Source organism: Sinosporangium siamense (assembly GCF_016863435.1).
GTDB classification, from domain to species: Bacteria; Actinomycetota; Actinomycetes; order Streptosporangiales; family Streptosporangiaceae; genus Sinosporangium; species Sinosporangium siamense.
On record NZ_BOOW01000015.1, the window covers coordinates 109,506 to 132,052 of the forward strand.

Sequence of the window (22,547 nt, forward strand, 5' to 3'; positions counted from 1 at the left end):
GCAGCGGAGTGGAGAGTTCCAAGAGCTGAAGCGACGGTTCCGATCGTGGGCTTTCCCGATGACCGCAGCCTTCCTCGGGTGGTATCTCCTCTATGTCGTGCTGTCTGGTTTCGCCCGTGACTTCATGGGCGTCAAGCTCCTCGGCAACATCAACGTGGCACTGGTCTTCGGCGTGCTGCAGTTCGTCTCCACCTTCCTGATCGCCTGGGCCTACTCGCGCCACGCGGAGCGCAAGCTCGACCCGCTGGCCGACAAGCTCCGGCACGAGGTGGAGGAGAAGGAGGCGCGATGAGCCAGGAACTGCTGTCCACGATTCTCTTCCTGCTTTTCGTGGTGGGCACCCTCGCCATCACGTTCTGGGCCAGCCGCAACACCAAGGACGCCGCCGACTACTACGCCGGCGGGCGGTCGTTCACGGGTGTGCAAAACGGCATGGCCATCGGCGGCGACTATATGTCCGCGGCGTCGTTCCTCGGCATCGCCGGCATCATCGCGCTGTCGGGATATGACGGCTTTCTTTACTCGATCGGCTTCCTCGTGGCCTGGCTGGTCGCGCTGCTGCTCGTCGCCGAGCTGATGCGCAACTCCGGGAAATACACAATGGCCGACGTTCTCGCCTTCCGGATGAGCCCTCGGCCGGTCCGCACGGCCGCCGGGGTCTCGACGATCACGGTCAGCATTTTTTATCTGCTCGCCCAGATGGTGGGGGCGGGCGCTTTGGTGGGTCTCCTGCTCGGCGTCACCTCCGAGGGGGGTAAGGCGCTCACCATCGTCGGGGTCGGCCTACTGATGATCATTTACGTGGTCGTCGGGGGCATGAAGGGCACCACCTGGGTGCAGATCGTCAAGGCCGTCCTGCTCATGGGCGGCGCGACCCTCGTGACCCTGCTGGTCCTCGGCAAGTTCGGGTTCAACCTCTCCGCCCTTCTCGGCCAGGCCGCCTCCCAGAGCGGCAAGGGCGACGTGTTCCTCAACGCGGGCCTCAAATACGGCACCGAGGCGCAGGGCCTCGCGGGCAAGATCGACCTGATCAGCCTCGGCCTGGCCCTCGTGCTCGGCACCGCCGGGCTTCCCCACATTTTGATCCGCTTCTACACCGTTCCCACGGCCAAGGACGCCCGCAAGTCGGTTATGTGGGGCATCGGCATCATCGGCACCTTCTACCTGCTGACCCTCGTGCTCGGCTTCGGCGCCGCCGCACTCGTGGGCAGCAAGGCCATCGCCGAACAGAACGCCGCCGGCAACACCGCGGCACCCCAGCTCGCCAAGGTCGTCGGCCAAGAGCTCTTCGGCGACTTCGGCGGCACGCTCCTCCTCGCGATCATCGCCGCCGTGGCCTTCGCCACGATCCTGGCCGTGGTCGCGGGCCTCACGCTGGCCTCGTCCTCCAGCTTCGCGCACGACCTCTACGCACACGTGATCAAGCGTGGCAAGGCCACCGAGAAGCAGGAGATCACGGTCGCCCGCATCTCGGCCTTCGTCATCGGCGCCGTCGCGATCGTGCTCGGCATATTCGCTCAGAAGCTCAACGTGGCGTTCCTCGTCGCGCTGGCCTTCGCCGTGGCCGCGTCGGGCAACCTGCCGGCCATCCTCTACAGCCTGTTCTGGAAGCGGTTCAACACCTCCGGGGCCGTCTCGGCGATCTACGGTGGTCTGCTGTCCGCCGTGATCCTCGTGATCTTCTCCCCGGTGGTCTCCGGCACCCCCACCGCCCTCTTCCCCAACGCCGACTTCGCCTGGTTCCCCCTGCAGAACCCCGGCATCGTGTCGATCCCGCTCGGCTTCCTCGCAGGCTGGCTGGGCACCGTCCTCAGCCGCGAGAGCGACGAGAGCAAATACGCCGAGATGGAAGTCCGCTCCCTCACGGGTGTCGGCGCCGAAAAGGCCAGCACCCACTAAGACCGGCCCACTCCACCCACCAGACCAGCCGCGCGGCCGTCCGGCCGCGCGGTTCCTGACAAAACTTTCTGCCCCAGGGACCGTCGGGGCGGACCTGGAAGGCCCGGCTGCGCTGAACGGTGCTCTCGCCGCAGCCGGGCCACTGTCGTGCTTCGGGGCATGCTTTGGGGGGCTCGTCACGCTGGACCCGATCGACCCCTACGCCCTCGACCGGCTCCGCAACGCCGCCGCCCGGCTGTACGGCCATCGAGCCGCGGACCGATCGCTGACCCACCTCGGCAATCGGGAATGACCGGCTTTGGAGAACGACGTGGCCGGCCGCGCCGTACGGTGCTCTCAGCGCGGCCGGGCCACCGTCATGTTTTCCGGCTTTGCCGTACGAGGGGTTAGTGGTGGCTGTCGGACAGGTCGAGGTCGCGGGGGGTGAGGAGCCAGACGGCGACGGTGGCGGCGAGCATCAAGGCGCCGCCGACGGCGCCGAAGAGGGCCAGGGACGAGGTGAAGGCGGCCTGGACCTCGCGGACGATCGGGGCGGCGGAGGCGCCGAGGGACTTGACGGCCTCCAGGGCCCCGGCGAGGGATTCGCGGGCCGCGTCGGCGGCGGGGCCTGGCAGGCCCTGGGCGATGAGGTCGGCCCGGGGGAGTTCCGCGCGATACATCACGGCCGCGACGCTGCCGAGTACGGCGATACCGAAGGTGGCGCCGAGCTCGTAGCTCGTCTCCTCGATCGCCGCGGCGCTGCCGGCCTTCTCCGGCGGGGCGCCCGCCATGATGACGGCGGAGGCGACGGCCAGCGACCCCATCCCGGCCCCGATCAGCAGCAGGGCGACGGCGACGGTGGCGTAGCCGACGGGCGACGGCCAGGCGTAGAACATGAAGTATCCGAGCCCCGTGGTCGCCAGCCCACCGGCGAGCACCGTGCGCGCCCCGAAGATCTCGGCCAGGCGCGGCGCGAGCGGGGAGACGATGCCGGAGCTGATGGCGATGGGCAGCAGCCGGATGCCCGTCTCCAGAGGCCCGTAGCCGCCCACGAGCTGCATCCACTGCGCGAGCAGCAACATGATCGCGGCCATCGAGATGCTGGTGGTGAGCGCGGTGAGGGTTCCCGCGGAGAACGCCTTGCCCTTGAAGAGGCGGAACTCCAGCAGCGGGTCGGGCCGCCTGAGACTGCGCACGACAAACCACCCGAGCGTGCCCGCGGCGGCGGCGAGGCAGACGAGCGCGACGGGGTCGGTGACGCCGTGCTTGCCGAACTGCTTGATCGCGTAGACGAGCGCGGTCATGCCGACGATGGACAGGACCGTGCCAAGGGCATCCCAGCGGCCGGGGGAGGGGTTCCTGGACTCGGGGAGCAAAATCAGACCGGCGGCGATGGCGATCAGCATGATCGGCACATTGATGAGGAAGGCCGACTGCCAGGAGAAGTACTCAAGCAGCAGGCCACCGAGCACCGGCCCGAGCGCGCCGCCGAGGGAGGCCATGGTGGCCCACACGCCGAGCGCGGTGGCCCGTTCGCGCGGGTCGGTGAACAGGACGCGGATCATCGACAACGTCGACGGCATGATCAGCGCGCCGCCGATGCCGAGCAGGGCCCGCAGCAGGACGACGTGCGCCGACGTGGTGGCGAGGAGCACTCCGGCCGACACCAGGCCGAATACGGCGAAGCCCAAGAGCAGCGCCTTCTTGCGGCCCCACCGGTCGCCGAGCGCGCTGGCGGTCACCAGCAGGCCGGACAGGACCAGGGAGTAGGCGTCCAGGATCCAGAGCAGTTCGACGGAGGTGGGGCGCAGGTCGGCGCTGAGGGCGGGCAGGGCGACGTTGAGGATCGTGATGTCCATCACGATGAGCAGGAGACTCGACGACAGGACCGCGAGCGCCGCCCAGCGTTTGGGGTGGGGGGCGGGCGTGGAGCGTTCCGGTCTTCGGGTGGAATGGACGGCCAAGGATTTTCCCCCGTGGTTCAGTGCAGGTGTGACTTAAGCGACAAGTGACGTCAGCGCTGGGCGTGACCGGCGAGGAAGCTCTCCCTGACGAGCCGCACGGCGTCGTTGCGCGCGATGTCGCCGCGGCGCAGCGTGTCCCGGACCGCTATCAGCAGGCCGAACATGGCGCAGCCGATCCACCGGACGGGCATGTCGGCGCGGAGCACCCCGGCCCGCTGCGCGGCCGCGTAGAAGCCCTCCTCGATCCCGGAGAGGGCCTCGACGCGCTCGACGAGCTCGGGTATGCGCTCCATCTGGTGGTCGGTCAGGGCGAAGCCGTAGTCCTCGGCGTCGGCCACGAGCTCTTCGATCAGGTGGTGCAGAGCGGCCCCGATGCGCTCGGGGTCGCCGCCCTCCGCCGCCTCGGCGATGCCCGCGGTCTGCAGGGCGCGCGCCCAGTTGGCGAGGGAACGGTGGCCGAGGGTGAGGATGAGCTCCTCGCGTGTGGCGAAGTGGCGGTGCAGGGTTGCTCTGCTGATCCCGATGGCCGTGGCGAGCTCGCTCATCGACGAGGCGGGGGCGGCGTTCAACTGGCAGATCGCCCTGCTGATGATCTGCTCCCGACTGATCGCCACGATTCATCCTTATCTCGTATGAAACAACTTTGTCGCAAACTAGACGGTACATGCTATTCGCGGGTTGAAAGTTGCTCCCTCAGCGCCATGGATCGACCGTGTCCGAACCGTTATGGTCATGGTCGTGAAGGATCGCGGAAGCGTTCGTTGGGCCGGCAACGGGGAAGCGGCACCGTCGGGGGCGCGGACGCGCATTCTCGACGCGGCCGAGGAACTGTTCGCCGGCGGGGGATACGACGCGACTCCCACTGCGGAGATCGCCAAGGTCGCGGGAGTGCCGAAGGGACTGCTCTTCCATTACTTTCCAAAGAAGATCGACGTCCTGGTCACCTTGATCGACGAACGCACCCTCGTCATGGAGGGACCCGAGATCGAAGCCGTCCCCGGCGATCCCGCGGGCACCCTGTCCAGACTCGCCCGGCGTTTACCACTGCGCGCCTCACCGGCGATGCGCCGCATCCTGTTCCGCGAGGCCGACACCCACGGGTCGGTCCGCGAGCGCCTCGGCCGCCTCAACGGAGAGCTGATCCGGCGGGCCAGGTTCGCGCTCGAACTCGCGCTGCCCACCAGGCGCGGCGACGCCGCCCGACTGGAGGCCGCCGCCGCGACCTTCGCCGCCGTGCTGCTCTACCAGGAGAACCTGTGCCAGCTCACCGGCCACCAGATCGACCCCGACGCCGTCGCCGAACTGATCGCCCACGCGTTGGGGTAGCATCCGCCGCCACCTGAGACCTCCGCCGGGCCGGGACCCGTCGGGCCTCCGCGCGAGGGTACGGCGGAGCCGGGGCGGCCACGCACGTGGGCGTCGAGGTGGGTCCGGCGGCCCTTTTTCCCGGCCGTCGCCGAGAGCCGAGGCTCATGCCGTACGCACCGGTGGCGCTCGCTCAGGCGGGGACGGGCTCCCGCCTGTCGGCGAGGGTGACGCGCAGCGCCGGCAGCGGGGCCGCGGCCGGCTGCGGGACGGGCGCGGGGGGCGCCGGCACCGGCACGGGCTGCACGGTCGGCGTGGGCAGCAGCGCGGTCAGCTCGTCCATGGCGTGCTCCAGATGGCTGAGCAGCTCCCACACGTCGTCCACCCGCGTCGGGCAGGCCACGATCCCGAAGTCGAGCGAGCCGTCGTAGGAGAAGCAGGTGATGTTCACCCCGCCGGTCACGTCGCTCAGCGCCGAGATCGGATGGTAGGCCAGCACCTTCGCCCCGCACATATAGAGCGGGAACTGCGGGCCGGGCACGTTGGAGATGATCAGGTTGACCACCGGAGCGGCCGACGCGGTCAGCCGGAACAGCGCCGGGCTGGCCAGGGTCAGCAGCGGCGCGGGGAGCAGCGAGGTGAGGTCGTTCAGCCAGTTGGCGGGCGACAGGGCGAACCTCCGCTTCGCCGTGCGCATGTTGTCGCCGACCGCGGCCAGCCGCTCGCGCGGGCAGGCGATGTCGGTCGCGAGCGGCGTCACCATCGCCGACAGGCGGTTGCCGACCGCGTCGTCGCCCTCCGTCTTGCGCACGGCCACCGGCACGGCGGCGATGAGCGGCTGCGCCGGCAGCGCCTTCCGCTCGCGCAGCCAGGCCCGCATCGCCGAGGAGCACAGGGTCATGACCACGTCGTTGACGCTCAGCCCGAACGCCTTGGCGACCCTTTTGACCTCGCCCAGCGGGATCGATCCGTACGAGAACCGCCGTTCGCCGCTGATCCGCCCGTCGAGCGGGGTGCGCGGCGCAGTGAGATCGGGAAGTTCCGGCATCTCCCGCGAGTCTCCCGAAAGCAGCCGCGTGGTGCGCGCGATAAAGCGCGCTCCCGGCAGCGACGAGGCCAGCGGGATCGCGTCGAGGTCGGCGGCGGCGCGGGTGAGCGAGCGCAGGGCGCGCATCGGGTGGGTGGCGGAGCGGACGACCGCGTCGGCCAGCATGTTGAACCGGTCGGGCACCACCGGCCGGCCCCCCGCCGCGGGCGGCTCGACGGCGCGCGGCTCGGGGGACAGATCGAGCAGGGAGGCCAGCGTCTCCGCGCCCGTCACGCCGTCGATCACGCTGTGGTGCACCTTGGTGTAGACCGCGACGCGGCCTCCGGCCAGGCCGTTGATCAGGTGGATCTCCCAAAGCGGGCGGCGACGGTCGAGCCGCGCCTCGTGGAGGCGGGCGACGAGCTCGGCGAGTTCGCGCTGTCCGCCGGGGGAGGGCAGGGTGCTTTCGTAGACGTGGTCGGCGACGTCCATTTCGTCGTCCTGCACCCAGTAGGGCAGGTCGAGGGCGAGCGGGACGTCGGCCAGGCGCAGGGAGAGCGCGGGCGACAGGTGCAGCCGGTCGCGGAGCAGTGCGATGAGCCCGGCGCGCGTCACCTCCCCCGAGGGGGCACAGGCCGGGTCCAGAATGGCGAGCCCCGCGACGTGGACGGCCGTGGTGGCCGACTCGGCGTGGAGGAACTGCGCGTCGAGAGCCGTCAACTGGCGCATCGTCCGGGCCTCCTCAACAGGGATGAATCCTGATATTTACGATCATCATCCCATTCGTGGGTTTCTGTGGTGTTTCGTCCGAGTTGCCGGGTGAGTGTTCTCGATGAACTCCCGGTAACCGGTCCCCTGGAGGCCCTCAACGTCACCATCTCCGCGCCCACCTTAATATCCACCGGAAAGCCGGAGATTCCTCGGGGGGAGCGATATTCCGGTATGTGGGAGGGTTCATTACCACGCAGTGACATTCACCGGATGCCGCACAACCGCGTCGAACAGGTAGCCCTGCGTGTTGAACACCGCCGTCTCCGGCTGCGTCTTGCCCGTGATGTCCGTTGCCCGCGCCATGAGCATGTACGGCCCGAGCCTCGTCGGGAACCACTCCACATGCCAGCGTGTCCACGCAGGGGCGAGCCGCGGCCCGTGCCTCAGCGCCCGCTGCCACGAGCGGCCCCCGTCGACACTGACCTCGACATTCGTGATGTGCCCGTCGCCCGACCACGACCGCCCGCGCAGCACGTGCCGCCGCCCGGCCGCGAAGGCCGCCCCCCACGCCAGCTCGAACGCGCTCTTCACCACCTGGCTCGTCACCGGCTTGCCGCCCTCAGGCGGGAAGTCGGGACCGAACATCCGGTAGAACCGCGTGCTCCACGGCGACAGCAGCGGCCGCGCCGACACCTCGATGTCGCCCACCCATTTGATCGAGGAGATGCCACTCCACCCCGGCACCACCAGCCGCACCGGGAAGCCGTGGTCGGCCGGGAGCGGCTCGCCGTTCATGTCGTAGGCGAGGATCACGTCCTTGATCGCCTTGGCCACCGGCAGCGGACGGCGCACCGGGCCCAGGTTGACCCCTTCCTCGACGTAGTCGGGGTCGAGGCCGCGGGGGAGGAGGTCCAGCGCCCGGTCGAGCATCCCGGCGCGCTCCAGCACCTCGGCCAGGCGCACGCCCTTCCAGCGGGCCACCCCGATGCCGCCGAGCCGCCACGGCGTGCCGTGGACCTCCTGGTTCTGCTGGGTGGCGAACAGTGCCCTGCCGTTGCCCGCGCACTCGATGCCCGCGTCGAGGGTGGTGCTCGGCATCGCCCGCAGGTCGGCGTAGGTGAAGTCGCGCGGCGCGGCCAGGCCGTCGCCGTGCAGGCGCAGCCGCCACGAGCCCACGTCGATGATCGGCGTGCAGGTGTGGTTGCGCACGAAGAAGCGGTCGTTCGGCACGTGGTAGCCCTGGCCGCACATGGCCTCCCAGCGCATCTCGGCGCTGGTGCCGTGGCGGATGAACAACTCGGGCGGGAGCGGTTTGACGATGGGGCCGGCTCTCCGCGCCCGCGGGACGTGGCGCATGAGCGGCGGCACGTCGCCGAGCGCGCACAACATGCCGGGCCCCGCGTTGCGGGCCGTGAGCCATCCCTCCATGCGCACCTGGTCGTAAACCGCTTCACTGGTCAGGTCGTCGAGATCCATATGGCCACCTCGGGGTTTCGGGCTATGGATTCATTTATTTCCTACCAGGAAACCATCTAATGCGCACGGGAGCCACTCCGGCGTGATAAATGGCTCCTTCATCGCTTGAGGAAGGCGAGGAGCCGGTCGATCGGCCAGGTGTTGATCACGTCGTCGGTGGTCAACCAGGCCCGCTGGGCGATGCCGACCCCGAAACGCTGGTGGTCGAGGTGCGGGATCGCGTGGGAGTCGCTGTCGATCGAGAACTTCACGCCGTGGTGACGCGCCAGCCGGACCAGATCGGCGGGCAGGTCGGACCGGTCGGGGTGGGAGTCGATCTCCATCGCGGTGCCGGTGCGGGCAGCCGCCTTGAACACCGCCTCCCAGTCGGCGTCGACCGGGCCGCGCTTGCCGATCTTGCGGGTGGTTGGGTGGCCGATGATGTCCACACCGGGGTTCTCGCAGGCGGCGATGAAACGGCGGGTCATCTCGTCGCGCGACTGGTTGAAATGCGAGTGCACGCTCGCCACGCAGACGTCGAAACCTTCGAGCACATCGACCGGCCAGTCGACCGAGCCGTCGGGGCCGATGTTGAGTTCGCTGCCATGCAACAACCGCATGTCCGGATATTTCCGCTGAAGGCGGGAAAGCTGGGCGCGTTGGGCCAGCGCCTTGTCCAGCGTCATCCGCTGCATGACCAGATCCGGCGCGTGATCGGTCACCGCGTAATAGTCGTATCCGCGGGCGCTCGCCGCCGCCACCATGTCCGCGAGCGTGGCGATGCCGTCGGTCAGATCCGTGTGCGTGTGCAGATCGCCCCGCAGATCCGCCAACGTCACCAGCTCCGGCAACTCGTCCTTCAGCGCCGCGGCCACCTCCCCGCCGTCCTCCCGCAGCGGCGGCGGCACCCACTGCATGCCGAGCGCGTGGTAGATGTCCTCCTCGTGCTCGGCCGCGATCACCCGGTCGCCGTCGAACAGGCCGTATTCAGAGAGCTTCCACCCCTTCTTCACCGCGATCTCGCGGATGTGGACGTTGTGCTCCTTGCTGCCGGTGAAATATTGCATCGCGGCGCCCCACGACTCCGCCGGCACCCGGCGCAGATCGACCTGCACCCCGCCGGTCGTGCGGATCGAGGTCTTCTTGTCGCCTGCCGCGATCACCTCGGCGACATAGGGCTGCCCGCGGAACTCCTCCATCACCGACACGGGCGCGACCGTCAGCAGATCCACATCGCCGATCGTGTCCCGCATCCGGCGCAGCGACCCCGCGTAGGCGATGCGTTCCACCTGCAGCGACGCCATGATCTGCTCGGCCAGCGACATCGCAAGCCCGATGTGCACCCGCCGGCCCGCCTGCTCCAGCTGCTCGATGCCCTTGAGCAGATTGGCCTCGGTCTTCGGGCCGAACCCCTTCATCCCCGTCAGCCGCCCCGCCGCGATGGCCTCCCCCAGCGCCGCCGGCGAGTCGATGCCGAGCTCCTGGAACAGGAAAATCGCCGTCTTCGGCCCAAGCGACGGAATGCGCGTCAACCGCCGCACCCCCTCGGGCACCCGCCCGCGCAACTCGTCAAGCTGCCGGAAACTGCCCCGGGCGAGGAACTCCTCGACCTTCTTGGCGATCGCCTCACCCACACCGGGCACCCCACGCACATCGGCTGCGGCGATGTCCTCGGGGTAACCCGCGATCGCCTTCGCCGCCTTCTGATAACTGCGCACCCGAAACGCGTCACCCCCGGTCAACGCAAACAGATCCGCGTATTCCGTGAGCGCCGCCGCCACCTCGTCGTTCGCCCGAGCCATAGGCCCACCCTAGAGGCTCCCACCGACAGGCTTACGCCGTACAGCACGAGCCGGACCGGGGTGGTGAGGTACGCTGAGGTCTAGACAGACTAGACGGGATGCCTTGAGGGGGTGCCTTGTGGCCGAGTGGCAAGTGCAGGAAGCGAAACAGCGGTTCAGCGAGATGGTTCGTCGTGCACTACACGAAGGCCCTCAAGTCGTCACGCGCCATGGAGAAGAGGTGGTGGTGGTCGTCGATGTCGCCGAATACCGCCGTCTCACCAATCACGGATCCGATTTCGCTGACTTCCTGCTCGCCGACCCAGATTGGGGCGACGACGTGGAGTTTCCGCGGAGCAAGGATCTGCCTCGTGAGATCGTCTTCGACTGATGGGCGTCGGTTTCCTGCTCGATACCAATGTGATCTCCGAAGCGCGCAAGCGAAACGGGAGTTCCGTGGTCAAAGATTGGATCCGCACTTCCTACGGCCCCACGCTGCATCTCAGCAGCCTGACGGTCGGTGAGATCCGCTGCGGTATAGAGCTCTGTCGAGAGAAGGATCCGGCCAAGGCTGCCACCCTAGAGCGCTGGCTACTTACCCTCCGTCGGCAGTTTGGTGACCGGATCATCCCTGTGACAGCAGCGGTCACGGAGGAATGGGGGCGATTGAATGCATTGCGCACCCTGCCGGCAGTCGACGGTCTTCTCGCGGCCACGGCACGTGCGCATGGCTGGACTTTGGTCACCTGCAATGTGAAGGACTTCATGGGCACAGGGGTGTCCTTGCTCAACCCCTTTGAGACCACCTCGCAGGGGTCGTCACACTAGGTCGGGTGCGGACCTCGCTGATCTCCATCACGTCGTTGTTGCCGGTTGTGCTCGTCGTGCTGATCCTGTTGGGGGCGGCGGCAGCGTGGCTGGGGCGGTTGGGGCATGGCAGAGAGGTGCTCGTCGCATGCGGGCGGGCGGTGGTGCAGCTCTTGGCCGTGTCCGCACTGATCGCGTGGGTCGTGATGCACTCGGCCGCCGTGGCGGGGTTTCTGCTGCTCATGTACGGCGTGGCCACGTTCACCGCAGGGCGGAGGATCACGCGGGGCGGGGCGGTGTGGTGGGCCGGGGTGCCGATCGCGGCGGGGACGGTGCCGGTGCTGGCGGTGCTGTCCGGGAGTGGGGTGATCTCCACGGCGGGCATCGTGGTGATCCCGATCACCGGCATCCTGCTGGGCGGCTGCCTGACGGCCACCACCCTGGCCGGGCGGCGGGCCGTGGAGGAGCTGCGGCAGCGTAAGGGTGAGGTGGAGGCCGCCTTGGCGCTGGGCTTCACAACGCGTGAGGCGGCGTTGGAGATCTGCCGCCCGGCGGCCTCCCACGCCCTGGTGCCCGCTCTCGACCAGACGAGAACGGTGGGTCTGGTCACGCTGCCGGGGGCGTTCGTGGGCATGCTGCTCGGCGGGGCGAGCCCGGTGGAGGCGGGGGTCGTGCAGCTCGTGGTCCTGGTGGCCCTGCTCGCCGCCGAGGCGATAGCCGTACTCGTGACCATTGAGCTTGCGGTGCGAGGTTATCTCCGGGTGTAGCGGTGTTTGACCCCCGGTGGGAAGTATTCGGGGTCCCCTGCCGCCAGCAGCCGGACGACGGGGCGCCGCCGCTCCTGAGGCACGTAGTTCGCGAACTCACTGTTCAACCGCAATAGCTGACCGAGTACGGCATCAGCCACCAAAGCCGTGTCCCCCGCCTCCTCGCCCCGGCCGGGGGCCAGCTCGACGGTGACGATCAGGGACAGGTCGCGCGTCGCCGGGTCCTCGGTCACCTCCATGACGAACTTCCCGGTGACCATCCGGTTGACCTCGGGCTGCTCAAGCCCGATGGAGATGTTCTCCGGATAGACGTTCGCCCCGTAGTAGGACACCGCAAAACGTCCCCTGCCGAAGACGTACACAAACGGCAGCGCCGGCCCGCTCACCGGGGGGCGATAGCCGTACCCGTCGAGGAAGCCCAGCAACTCGTCGTGTCCCAGCAGCCCGCCCTCGTCGGCGATGTGATAGCGGACGAGCGGCACCCCGTTGTCGCCGCTGAACAGCAGTGTGCCGTCGACCGTCTCAAAGAACCGCACATCCGGGTCATATTGCACCAGCGTGGGCAGCCGGGCCGAGCCGAACAGCTCCCGCGCGACCTCGGGCCGCCCCGCCAGGAAACGGCGGATGCCGATGGACAGCGGCGTCTCGTTGCCGAGCACGCCCGCGTCGGCTGTGCCGTACAACGAGGCGGTGCCGCGGGCGGGGTCGGCGATGCCCGCCCGCTCGCACACCAGCGTGCGCCACTCCTCGCTGAACACCTCGCCGGCGGTGACCAGTTTGAGGTGGTAGTCCGACCACTGCACACCTTGCGCCGCACCTGTGTCGATGACGTCCTTCAGGAACGGCGGGTAGCCGAGGAGCACCACCTGGTCGACGTGCGGCCCGAGTCCGGCGACGACGCGAAGGATCTCCCGTTTGTCGCTGCCGGGCGCGACCACCGTGATCGGGTGGCCGCGGTCGGCCAGATGGCGGCAGCACGCGATGGTGAACAGGCCACCGACCCAGGTGCCGAGCGCGAAGCAGACCACCGCGAGGGTACGGCGGGAGCCGGCGTCGAAGGCGTCCCGGAACACCTGCTCGAAACGATCGGTGATGACCCGTTCGTCGTCGCTTGAACGCGGCCAGAACGTCGGTTCCCCGGTCGAACCCGACGACACCGCCACCATGTCGCCGAGCACACCGTCCCGGCACAGGTCGGGGAGGGGGTGCTTGCGTGTGTAGTTGTCCTTGGTGGTGAGGGGCAGACTTGAAAAGTCATCCAATGTCTGGATTTGATCGGGTGCTATGGCGTGTTCCGCGAGGAAACCCCGATAGGCCGGAACGGTCCGCGCCACCTGCTGAAACAGTTCAACTGGATCCACCCGCCGACTCTAGGCGAGCCGGCCTCACGGCCGAGGAATGTTGCGCAGGTTGGATCGCGCCAATTGCACCATCCGTCCCACTCCGCCGTTGAACACCGTACGGCTGGCCGACAACGCGAAGCCCGTGACCTGCTCGGCGGTGATCTTGGGCGGCATCGAGAGGGCGTGCGGGTCGGTGGCGATGTCCACCAGGACCGGCCCCTTGTGGTCGAACGCCGCACGCAGCGCACTGCGCACCTCACCCGGCTTCTCCACCCGGATGCCCCGAGCCCCCGCCGCCGTGGCGATGGCGGCATAATCCGTGCGCGGATAGGACGTGCCGTACGGCGCGAGCCCGTCCACCATCATCTCCAGGTCGACCATCGCCAGCGACGAGTTGTTGAACACCACGACCTTCACCGGCAGGTCGTATTGCACCAACGTCAGGAAGTCCCCCATCAGCATCGAGAACCCACCGTCTCCCGACATCGACACCACCTGCCGGTTCCGGTCCAGGAACTGCGCCCCGATCGCCTGCGGCAGCGCATTGGCCATCGAACCATGCACAAACGACCCGATGACCCGGCGCCTGCCGTTCGGCGTGAGATAGCGCGCCGCCCAGACGTTGCACATGCCGGTGTCGACGGTGAAGATCGTGTCGGCCGCGGCCTCCTCGTCCAGGATGGAGGCGACGTACTCGGGATGGATGGGAATGTGCTTGTCGACATTCCGGGTGTAGGCCTTGACGACCCCTTCCAGCGCGTCGACGTGCTTTTTGAGCATTCGGTCGAGGAAACGGCGGGAGGTCTTCTCCCGCACCCTCGGTGTCAGGCAACGCAGCGTCTCGCCCACATCACCCCAGACCGCCAGATCCAGCTTGGCTCGCCGCCCCAGCCGCTCGGGCGCGATGTCCACCTGCGCGATCCGCACGTCCTTCGGCAGAAACTCGTTGTACGGAAAATCCGTGCCGAGCAGGATCAGCAGGTCGCACTCGTGCATGGCCTCGTAGGCTGCGCCGTACCCCAGCATGCCGGACATGCCGACGTCGAATGGGTTGTCGTACTGAATGTGCTCCTTGCCGCGCAGCGCGTGACCCACGGGTGCTTTGAGCTTCTCCGCGAACTCCATCACCTCGGCGTGCGCACCCGCCACCCCGCGCCCGCAGAAAAGCGTCACCCTCTCCGCCGAGTCGATCAGTTTCACGAACTCCGCCAGCTCCCGGTCACCCGGCCGGATCGCCGGCTGTGAGGGCACCACGGCGGGTTCGACCGACTTGTCCGGTGCGTCCTTGCCCGCCACATCGCCCGGGAGCGACACCACCGACACTCCACGCAGCCCCAGCGCGTGGTGGATGGCGGTCTGCACGACACGCGGCATCTGCTCCGGCGTGGAGATCAACTCCGAGTAGTGGCTGCACTCCTCGAACAGCCGGTCGGGGTGGGTCTCTTGGAAGTAGCCCGTGCCGATCTCGCTGCTCGGGATCTGCGCCGCCAGCGCGAGCACCGGCGCGTTGGAGCGGTGCGCGTCGTACAGCCCGTTGATCAGGTGCATATTGCCCGGACCGCACGACCCCGCACAGGCCGCGAGCCGCCCGGTGAGCTGAGCCTCGGCGCCGGCCGCAAACGCCGCAGTCTCCTCGTGGCGCACCTGGATCCACTCGACGTCGCTGCTCCGGCGGATGGCGTCGACCACGGGGTTCAGGCTGTCGCCGACCACCCCGTAGACCCTCCGCACCCCCGCGCGGACAATGAGATCGACGTATTGCTCGGCCACCGTTTGCCTGGCCATGACGGCCCCCCTAGATCAGTCGTACGTATCGATCAATCTACGTACCCACCAGGGGGAGCGCATTATGCGGCATTTGTCCGGCTATATGGTGACGCCCAGCTCGGCGAGCCGCGCCCGGTTGGCCCGGTCCAGCTCCGCGTAGGCTGCGATCTCCTCGTCGAACCGCTCGGTATCCACCGCAAAGTCCGGGCCCGCCTCCGCCTCCTCCAGCGAGACGGTTGCGCGTGAGACGAAGGTCGCGTTGCCCTCCAGCGTCGGGTGCCACCGCCCGCCCTCATCGCGGAAGACCGCCTTTGCCACCCCGCCCGGATTGCGCACCGTGAGCGGAATGCCTGCCGGAATGCCGCGCAGCTTCGAATACACGGCAGACGACGCGATCACCCCCGAACCACACGAGAGCGTGAGCCCCACCCCGCGCTCGAACGTGCAGACGAAGATCTCATGCTCCCCAAGCGGCTGGACAAACGACACATTCGCCCCGATCGGGAACGTCTCCGTGAGCGCCTCAACCCGCCGCCCCACGGACACGAGCTCCTTCTCGTCATAGTGATCCACGATCGCGATCAGATGCGAGTTGGGTACGGCAAGAGCCGTGAAACCCAAGGGCGACCCAAGAGCTGGAATCACCTCGTCAAACCACTCGTGCACTCCCGCCACGATGGGCTCCGGCGCGTGAAACGAGACCGGCGGCAACGAAACAGCCGTGCGCGGCACGCCACCCTCACCCGCCGCCCGCTCGACGAGGAACCGATGCGGCCCGGTGCTGACCGTCGCCGACTCCTCCGCACGCCGATCAAGCACATAACGCCCAAGGCACCGCATACCATTGCCGCACAGGCTGGACCTTGAACCGTCCGGGTTGTAGAAGAGCGCCTCCGCCGCGCCGGTGGGGTCCTCCACGAAGTAGACCCCGTCCGCCCCGAGCGGACCGGTGCGATCACACAGATTGCGCACCACCCTGCTCAGATCAGTGGTGATCGGCAGGCCCTCGGGCAGCTCAACGACAAGGATGTCGTTACGCGACCCATGGGTCGAAAGAACGTCGAGTGTGGTCATCGGTGGCCTGCCCCGTGTGGTGCGACGTGCTGTAGCGGCCATCCTATAAGGCCGGTTTCCAGGAGGATCTCCCCCACGATGGTGGCACCCCCACCGAGGGCCGTATGCTGCCGAACGTGCTGAAGGTTGGTCTTACCGGCGGGATCGGATCCGGCAAGAGCGAGGTGTCACGGCGGCTGTCCGCCCGCGGCGCCGTGGTGATCGACGCCGACAAAATCGCCCGCGAGGTCGTGGAACCCGGCACCCCGGGCCTCTCCGCCGTCGTGGCCGAGTTCGGCCCCGAGATCCTCCGCGAGGACGGCTCCCTGAACCGCGAGAAACTAGGCTCGATCGTCTTCGCCGACCAGTCGAGACTCAAGGCCCTCAACGCCATAGTCCACCCCCTGGTCGGCACCCGCGCTGCCGAACTCCAGCAGGCCGCCCCCGCCGACGCGATCGTGGTCTACGACGTGCCGCTGCTGGTGGAAAATAACCTGGCCTCGATGTACGACCTGGTCGTCGTGGTCGACGCAGCCGACGAAACCCGCGTCGAACGCCTCATGAAACACCGCAACATGCCCGAACCCGACGCCCGCGCCCGCCTCGCCGCCCAAGCCCCCCGCGAAACCCGCCTGGCCGCGGCCGACCTGGTCATCGACAACGAGGGTCCTTTGGAAGACCTCGACCCCAAGGTCGACACCCTATGGACCACCCTCGTGACCCGGCGCTCCGCAACCTCGTCTTGATCGGCCTTACACGTGGCAGTCCCTGTGTGCTCTCAGTTTGCCACGGACCGTAGCAGAGCCAGCAGATGGCGTACCGGTGGTCCGGTCAGCAAGGGGCATAGTGAGAACGCGCCCTCCTCAATTCCCTCTTCTGGTAAAACTTCCGGCTGCCTTTCTGAATCTGGAACTCCACATCTCTGGGATATGAGTCAGAAGAAACGGCCAACTCCCGTTCGGGGCCATTAGATGCTGACACCTTTGGGTTTATGAAGGTTATTATCTATGGATGGGTTCCATGTTGGGCCACATCGGTGGAAGGGGGTTTAGAGGGTCAGCGATAAGGCTCCTAACTGTGACGCACTTTCGGTGCATGTCTCGTCTTGTTGGATGTGCGGAGACGGTTGTTTGTTGTTTATGTAGGGTCAAATGATTAGTGAGTGGGTTTGATGTAGGTGGCCTCCTCTCCTGTAGGCTATTCCTTTAGTCGCCCTGGAAGTGCTGATCCAGGTTGAGCTCCATGGGAGAATTCAAATTCGAGTCGAGCTTTTTCCGCGTACCATTTGCGGTACTTGTCGAGTGTCGACTGTCCGTATGTCTTTCCCAGATCCGCCACTAATTTTTCTGCTCTTGAGATAAGGGTTCGTACCTCATTTTTTCTTTCGGCCATCCTGGCCTCGCCCAACTTGGCGAACACATCGACAGCCTCTGAGAGGATGCTCGCCACTTCCGTGGAAATGGTTGTACTCTTGATTTCCGGAGATGACTGTGACGGAATTGGTGTTGGTTCGGAGTGCGGACTCATCTTCTCCTGAAGCCATTTCTTATATGGAGCCAGCCTTCTTCGTTCGGAGGTGAAGTGTTCATCCGGGCGAACGCTTAGAATGCTGTCTGCCTTCGTTATATGCTTCTGAAGCTCCTTTGTCAGTCCGAGCATCCGTGCACTCTGGGCAGCCTCCAGTATTGACTGTAGGGTTTTGCTGACGTCCGCTTTTTCCGCACGGTCAAGCCAGTCTGCCGCACGGGGGGTGTCATTCGGAGGAGACTCGTCATGGGCGGGAGGAGCATCCGTTTGAGTAAGTGCTTGGATCCCTTCTGCGTATACCGTCCAGCGTTCCTCGCCTGACAGTGAACGCCTAGAGAACTCTGCTGTCGCGGGAGGGGTAAGTTGGTAGCGTGCCTTGGTGTCCAGTTCTTCGGCAGAATTATTCAACATGACGTATGCTTGTGTGATCTTTCCTCCATCTGGAAGGGTGAGGTCTGCTAATACTCCATATCGGCCGGTAGTGCTGTTTGTGCGCGTTCGGGTTGCCAACGGTGTCACAGCTATTTCTTCGCAGAGTAGAGGGATCCCTGGAGTTGATATTCGCTTCCGGTCCGCGGCTGCCGGGCTTAACTTGCGTACCTTCTCGAAACGCGTGGCCCAAAGACCTCTATCGGTCAGCTTCCATTCTGAAGGTTCCGTCCACTCTGGACCTTTCTCCCGGCTCTGAACGCCTATCTGGACGCGCCGACGGCTGCCCTCATTTTCGCATTTTATTCGAATGGCGTATCCGCGCACATCGAAGAGATAGCGCGAAGTGTCCACGTTCGGGCCGAAGATCCAATCTACCGAGTCTCCCGGCTCTCGGTATCTGCGATCCAGCGTCCTCCAGCTCTCGTAGTCCAGATTCTCGAGTTGAACTGCGATCAGGGATTTTCTTCGGACATTCCTAAGCGTTAATCCGGTGCAGGACTCGCCTCTGTCGAAGGCCCCCTGGAACTCAACCTCGCAAAGGTCCCGACCCGAGCCGCTGATAATGTCGGATATAACTGGTGCGATGAACAGGTGATCGGCGCTGTCAACCCCGAGATTTTCTCGACGGCAAACGATCGCACTTGCTCGTGGATCGGGGCGATGGGCGAAGTGTGGAATCCTCTCTCGGCCAACGCGGTCGATCAGTTGCCCTCCACAGCCGCCGAGGAGTGTGCCACACCAGAAACCTTGGTATTGATGGGCCCTGCGAACAGCTAATGCCTCACCCCGGTCAAAGGGCATGATAATTCCCTGCCGGGAGTCCTTGGTCCTGAGTACGGCTGTCTGAACACGGCGAGTGTCTTGCAGCATCTGGCCTCTCGGGAGTCGGAGAACGTGCGTCTCATCCGGAACGCGGGGACATGAGGATCAGGAAGGGCGCCACAAAGATCACGCACAATGCTAGGTCTGCGCACTCTCTGTGCAGGCGGATCTTTCTCACGATAAAGACTCGTTTCCAGCCTGGGCTGTCGGACTTCCCCCGGGGTGTGCCCTGAAGTGGGTCACTCAACGCGATGTCTGATTACCGCCAGCGATGGTTCTCGGGAATGTCGCAGGCTGGGGGTGGGTGGAGTCGGGCCCGACCAGCCCTTCCCTGTACCTCGACGGAAAGGTTTCATCATGGCTTCGCGGCTGGACTCCAAGGTTTTCATCGTCACTGGCGGCACCTCCGGGATCGGGCTCGCGGTCGCTCGGCGGCTTGCCGCGGAAGGGGCGGCCGTGGTGCTCGGTGCCCGGCGGAAGGACGTCGGGGAGGAGGCGGCCGAAGGGATTCGGGCTGCGGGTGGGCAAGCGGTGTTCGTGCCCGCCGACGTGTCGGTCGAGGCCGATGCGGCGGCGCTGGTCGCCGCGGCGGTCGAGCGGTTCGGGCGGCTGGACGGGGCGTTCAACAACGCCGGCGGGTTCAACGCGTCCGGGCCATTGACCGGTGTCGATTCGGCCGGCTGGGATGCGGATATCGCGCAGAACGTCACCAGCGTCTTCTACTGCCTCAAGCACCAGATCCCCGCCGTGCTGGCGACACGGGGGGCGATCGTCAACAACGCCTCCAATCTGGGGGTCGTCGCCCTGCCGGGGTGTGCGCCGTACGTCGCGGCCAAGCATGCCGTCGTGGGCCTGACTCGCGCGGCCGCACTGGAGGTCGCCGAGCAGGGGGTGCGGGTCAATGCGCTCGTCACCGGGGGTGTCGACACGCCGTTGTCCCGGAAGTCCCATCTCACCAGCGTGGAGGCCGAGCGGTTCATCGCTTCTCTCCACCCGGTGAACCGGATCGCCCAGCCGGAGGAGATCGCCCCCTTCGCCGCGTTCCTGCTGAGCGATGAGGCGTCCTTCGTCACGGGGGCCGCCCTCGCTGTCGACGGCGGGTTCACCGCCCGCTGAGCCGGTCTGACGCATCCGGACCGTCGAGGCCGATCTTCTCCGCGGCCTCGACGGCCAGTCGAACGCAACGGACCTGGCGGATCACGGGACAGTCGGGGGCTGGGGGCGGGGGGCACGTGCATGCGACCGGCCGAGGCCGTAGGTCGCCGGTCGGCTCTGCCGTACCTGCGCGTGCGGAGAGCCAAGCCCCGACACCCCCAAAAGAGCCGGTGTGGCCGGCGCAACGGTTGCCTTCAAGCGATCGTTCCGTAGTACAGCTTGGCTCAGATGTAGTACATGTACTACATTCCAATGCATGGATACTGTGATTGACATCCGCGGGCTCCAGATGACGTACGGCACACGCGAGGTTCTCCGTGGAGTCGATCTTCAAGTGGCCCGTGGTGAGACCGTCGCCCTGCTCGGTCCCAACGGTGCGGGGAAGACCACGACGGTCGAGATCCTCGAAGGGGTCCGCCGCCGGTCGGCGGGGGAGGTGTCGGTGCTCGGAGTCGACCCCTGGCACGGGGACGACAAATGGCGCAACAGCCTCGGCGTGGTGTTGCAGAACTGGCGCGATCACCCCCGCTGGCGGGTCGCCGACCTGCTCGATCTCATCGGCGCGCACTATACGAACCCCTGGGACACCGGCGAGCTGCTCCGAGCCCTCGGGCTCTCCGCGCAGGCCAAGGCCGTGATCGGCACGTTGTCGGGTGGGCAGCGGCGCAGGTTCGACGTCGCGCTCGGCATCGTGGGCCGGCCGGAGCTGCTGTTCCTCGACGAGCCCACCACCGGGTTCGATCCGGAGGCCCGGCGGGAGTTCCACGATCTGGTGGCCGAGCTCGACGCCACGATCATGCTCACCACGCACGATCTCGCGGAGGCGGAGCGGCTCGCCGACCGGATCGCGGTGCTGCTGGGGGGAACGATCGCCGTCGTGGGCACGGCAGACGATCTGGCCCGTGAAGTGCAGGCCCAGTCGACGGTGCTCTGGCAGGGCGGGCGGGAGGAGACGCACGATCCGTCGCAGCTCGCCTGGGAGCTGCACCAGAAGTATGACGGGCCGGTGCCGGGGCTGGAGATCCGGCGGCCGACGTTGGAGGAAAGCTATCTCAACCTGGTCGAGAGGAGTGCGGCGTGAACAGGGTCATGAGGCTGGGGGTGCGCCGGGGTGTCGCCGAGTTCGCCACGCTGCTGCGGGACCGCAAGGAGCTCTGGGGCAACATCGGCGCCACCGTGCTGATCTTCGCCGCGATCGTGTTGTGGATCGGCGACGGCGAGATCGGCGACACGGGTGTGTCGGTCGGCACCTACATCACGGCGGGCATGATCGCGATGATCGTCTTCCAGGTGGGCCTGGTGAGCCTGCCCATGATGATCGCGGCGGACAAGGAGGAGGGGGCGCTGCTGCGGTTGCGTACGGTGCCCGGCGGTTTCGCGGCGTTCCTCATCGGCCGGGGTGTGTCGATGTTGCTGCTGACCGCGGTGCAGGTCGTGATGGTGCTCGTGCTCGGGATCCTGCTCGGCGGGGCCTCGTTGCCGTCGTCGATCGCCGGGTGGCTGACGCTGCTCTGGGTGCTTGTGCTGGGACTGCTGGCCGTGGTGCCGCTCGGTGCCGCGCTCGGCGCGCTGATGCCCAGTCAGAAGAGCGCGGGCGCCGTGCTCGCACTGCCGGCGATGGGGTTGATGATGGTGTCGGGGGTGTTCTTCCCGGTCCGCGTCCTGCCGGAAGCCGTGCAGTGGGTGGCTCAGGTGTTCCCCCTGTACTGGCAGGGGCACGGCATCAGGGCGGCGATCCTGCCCGACGCCGTTCTCTCCACCGAGATCGGTGAGACGTGGCGGCTCTTCGAGACGGCGGGTGTCCTCGGGGTCTGGCTTGTGGCCGGTATGGTGCTGGCACCCCGGTTGCTCCGCCGTACCACTCGCGGTGCGGTGGGGACACGGCCGTCATTCGGATCATAAGGCTGGGCATGTCCTCAGAGATCGTCCACAACCGCATTTCCATGCTGCGGGCCGAACGAGGGATCTCCCGCAAGGAGCTCGCCGCCGCGCTTGAGGTGCACTACCAGACGGTGGGCTATCTTGAGCGCGGGGAATACCACCCGAGCCTATTCCTGGCGTTGCGCATCGCCGCGTTCTTCGAGGTGCCGGTGGAAGTGGTGTTCTCCCTTGCCCCCTTCCCCCGGCTCGGCAGTGGAGGTTGACCTGATGAGCAAACACGACCGCCTCCGCAGGCGCCAGGCCCGCATCGACAGTGCGGCGGTCCGGAGCCGGGTCATCAGCACGCGTGCGGGGAGGCGGAGGATCGTCCTCGTGGGCTGCGCCGTACTCGCGTTGTTGTGGATCGGGCAGGGGGTCATCATCGCCCTCGCCCCGAGCGATCTCGCGCGCAACATCTATGTCGTCATGCTGGTGCTCGTCGTGCTGATCGGTTTCGCGGTCATCGGGTGGCTGGTCGCCGCGACACGCGGGGCTCTCGACCTGCCGGAGCACGTCCTCGACGAGCGCCAGCGCGGAGAGCGCCACCGTGCCCTCGCGACGTCGCACCGGATGACGTCGTTTCTGCTGTTCGCGGGCTATCTGGCCGCCCTGCTCTGGGTGTTGAGCGTCGAAGGGGACATGGTGCCCGTCCCGGCCGCCCTGCTGGCGACCATGCCGATGACCATCGCCGCGACCCACTGGTCAGTCCCGACGCTCATCGCGGCCTGGCGCATCCCAGACCCCACTCCAGACGACGAAAACGACGAAAACGACGACTCTTAACCCTGAGAACTCTTCACCCTGAGAACCACGAGGCCGAACCGGCGGGGCAT

At 66.9% G+C, this 22,547-nt stretch carries 21 protein-coding genes; 12 read left to right on the top strand and 9 right to left on the bottom strand.

The annotated features are described in order from the left end of the window. Window positions 1–58 precede the first annotated feature (58 nt). Together Ssi02_RS12680 and Ssi02_RS12685 are read left to right on the top strand one after the other, a co-directional pair. On the top strand, window positions 59–292 hold the full coding sequence (locus Ssi02_RS12680; RefSeq protein ID WP_373870129.1) for a DUF485 domain-containing protein: 234 nt from the start codon (window positions 59–61) through the stop codon (window positions 290–292). Beyond that, on the top strand, window positions 289–1,899 hold the full coding sequence (locus Ssi02_RS12685; protein ID WP_204025135.1) for a monocarboxylic acid transporter: 1,611 nt from the start codon (window positions 289–291) through the stop codon (window positions 1,897–1,899). The genes Ssi02_RS12680 and Ssi02_RS12685 overlap by 4 nt, the downstream gene beginning before the upstream one ends. 386 nt (window positions 1,900–2,285) lie before the next feature. Here the strand turns inward: Ssi02_RS12685 and Ssi02_RS12690 are convergent, their stop codons facing one another. Further along, window positions 2,286–3,842 carry an MFS transporter gene (locus tag Ssi02_RS12690; RefSeq protein WP_239128854.1) on the bottom strand — a complete coding sequence of 519 codons (1,557 nt, stop codon included), beginning with the start codon at window positions 3,840–3,842 and terminating at the stop codon, window positions 2,286–2,288. A 50-nt stretch (window positions 3,843–3,892) separates the two neighbouring features. Continuing rightward, window positions 3,893–4,456 carry a TetR/AcrR family transcriptional regulator gene (locus Ssi02_RS12695; protein ID WP_204025137.1) on the bottom strand — a complete coding sequence of 188 codons (564 nt, stop codon included), beginning with the start codon at window positions 4,454–4,456 and terminating at the stop codon, window positions 3,893–3,895. A gap of 124 nt (window positions 4,457–4,580) precedes the next feature. Here Ssi02_RS12695 and Ssi02_RS12700 point away from each other — a divergent pair, with 124 nt between their 5' ends. After that, window positions 4,581–5,168 (top strand): TetR/AcrR family transcriptional regulator, encoded by a 588-nt coding sequence (locus tag Ssi02_RS12700; protein WP_204025139.1) that lies wholly within the window; start codon window positions 4,581–4,583, stop codon window positions 5,166–5,168. Between the two features lie 172 nt (window positions 5,169–5,340). On the opposite strand, the gene Ssi02_RS12705 is transcribed toward Ssi02_RS12700, so the two are convergent. The 3 genes from Ssi02_RS12705 to polX all read right to left on the bottom strand — a co-directional run bounded on the left by Ssi02_RS12705 (window position 5,341) and on the right by polX (window position 10,142). Then, complete coding sequence (locus Ssi02_RS12705) at window positions 5,341–6,903, bottom strand: WS/DGAT/MGAT family O-acyltransferase (protein WP_204025140.1); 1,563 nt, start codon at window positions 6,901–6,903, stop codon at window positions 5,341–5,343. Between the two features lie 228 nt (window positions 6,904–7,131). Next, a complete protein-coding gene (locus Ssi02_RS12710) occupies window positions 7,132–8,361 on the bottom strand; it encodes a sulfite oxidase (RefSeq protein WP_204025142.1) in 1,230 nt (409 codons plus the stop codon). A gap of 98 nt (window positions 8,362–8,459) precedes the next feature. After that, window positions 8,460–10,142 (bottom strand): DNA polymerase/3'-5' exonuclease PolX, encoded by a 1,683-nt coding sequence (gene polX, locus Ssi02_RS12715; RefSeq protein ID WP_204025144.1) that lies wholly within the window; start codon window positions 10,140–10,142, stop codon window positions 8,460–8,462. Between the two features lie 118 nt (window positions 10,143–10,260). On the opposite strand from polX, the gene Ssi02_RS12720 reads away from it, so the two are divergent. From Ssi02_RS12720 to Ssi02_RS12730, 3 genes are read left to right on the top strand one after another with little or no spacing between them, the layout of a single operon-like run. Then, window positions 10,261–10,512, top strand: a complete 252-nt coding sequence (locus Ssi02_RS12720; protein ID WP_204025146.1) for a type II toxin-antitoxin system prevent-host-death family antitoxin — start codon at window positions 10,261–10,263, stop codon at window positions 10,510–10,512. Next, window positions 10,512–10,949, top strand: a complete 438-nt coding sequence (locus Ssi02_RS12725; RefSeq protein WP_204025148.1) for a type II toxin-antitoxin system VapC family toxin — start codon at window positions 10,512–10,514, stop codon at window positions 10,947–10,949. Before Ssi02_RS12720 ends, Ssi02_RS12725 begins: the two co-directional genes overlap by 1 nt. A gap of 5 nt (window positions 10,950–10,954) precedes the next feature. After that, window positions 10,955–11,695: an ABC transporter permease gene (locus Ssi02_RS12730; RefSeq protein ID WP_239128855.1), complete on the top strand. Its 741-nt coding sequence runs from the start codon at window positions 10,955–10,957 to the stop codon at window positions 11,693–11,695. On the opposite strand, the gene Ssi02_RS12735 is transcribed toward Ssi02_RS12730, so the two are convergent. The 3 genes from Ssi02_RS12735 to dapF all read right to left on the bottom strand — a co-directional run bounded on the left by Ssi02_RS12735 (window position 11,680) and on the right by dapF (window position 15,879). Then, window positions 11,680–13,056: a phenylacetate--CoA ligase family protein gene (locus Ssi02_RS12735; RefSeq protein ID WP_204025150.1), complete on the bottom strand. Its 1,377-nt coding sequence runs from the start codon at window positions 13,054–13,056 to the stop codon at window positions 11,680–11,682. The genes Ssi02_RS12730 and Ssi02_RS12735 overlap by 16 nt on opposite strands. A 24-nt stretch (window positions 13,057–13,080) precedes the next feature. Then, on the bottom strand, window positions 13,081–14,823 hold the full coding sequence (locus Ssi02_RS12740) for a pyruvate dehydrogenase (RefSeq protein ID WP_204025152.1): 1,743 nt from the start codon (window positions 14,821–14,823) through the stop codon (window positions 13,081–13,083). Window positions 14,824–14,904: 81 nt separating this feature from the next. Beyond that, window positions 14,905–15,879 (bottom strand): diaminopimelate epimerase, encoded by a 975-nt coding sequence (gene dapF, locus Ssi02_RS12745; RefSeq protein WP_204025153.1) that lies wholly within the window; start codon window positions 15,877–15,879, stop codon window positions 14,905–14,907. 116 nt (window positions 15,880–15,995) lie between these two features. Between dapF and coaE the strand changes: the two genes are divergently transcribed. Continuing rightward, window positions 15,996–16,604, top strand: coding sequence for a dephospho-CoA kinase (gene coaE / locus Ssi02_RS12750; RefSeq protein ID WP_204025154.1), 609 nt, complete (start codon window positions 15,996–15,998; stop codon window positions 16,602–16,604). A gap of 451 nt (window positions 16,605–17,055) precedes the next feature. On the opposite strand, the gene Ssi02_RS12755 is transcribed toward coaE, so the two are convergent. Beyond that, window positions 17,056–18,618, bottom strand: a complete 1,563-nt coding sequence (locus Ssi02_RS12755) for a hypothetical protein (protein ID WP_204025155.1) — start codon at window positions 18,616–18,618, stop codon at window positions 17,056–17,058. A gap of 378 nt (window positions 18,619–18,996) precedes the next feature. Between Ssi02_RS12755 and Ssi02_RS12760 the strand changes: the two genes are divergently transcribed. The 5 genes from Ssi02_RS12760 to Ssi02_RS12780 all read left to right on the top strand — a co-directional run bounded on the left by Ssi02_RS12760 (window position 18,997) and on the right by Ssi02_RS12780 (window position 22,497). After that, the gene (locus tag Ssi02_RS12760) at window positions 18,997–19,755 is read left to right on the top strand and encodes an SDR family NAD(P)-dependent oxidoreductase (protein ID WP_204025156.1); all 759 of its coding nucleotides are present in this window, start codon (window positions 18,997–18,999) and stop codon (window positions 19,753–19,755) included. Window positions 19,756–20,050: 295 nt separating this feature from the next. Continuing rightward, entirely contained in the window at window positions 20,051–20,875 is an 825-nt protein-coding gene (locus Ssi02_RS12765; protein WP_204025157.1) for an ABC transporter ATP-binding protein, read from the top strand. Further along, the gene (locus tag Ssi02_RS12770; protein ID WP_204025158.1) at window positions 20,872–21,696 is read left to right on the top strand and encodes an ABC transporter permease; all 825 of its coding nucleotides are present in this window, start codon (window positions 20,872–20,874) and stop codon (window positions 21,694–21,696) included. Before Ssi02_RS12765 ends, Ssi02_RS12770 begins: the two co-directional genes overlap by 4 nt. Before the next feature lie 8 nt (window positions 21,697–21,704). After that, entirely contained in the window at window positions 21,705–21,938 is a 234-nt protein-coding gene (locus Ssi02_RS12775; RefSeq protein WP_204025160.1) for a helix-turn-helix transcriptional regulator, read from the top strand. 4 nt (window positions 21,939–21,942) lie between these two features. Then, window positions 21,943–22,497 carry a hypothetical protein gene (locus tag Ssi02_RS12780; protein ID WP_204025162.1) on the top strand — a complete coding sequence of 185 codons (555 nt, stop codon included), beginning with the start codon at window positions 21,943–21,945 and terminating at the stop codon, window positions 22,495–22,497. The last annotated feature ends 50 nt before the right edge of the window (window positions 22,498–22,547 follow it).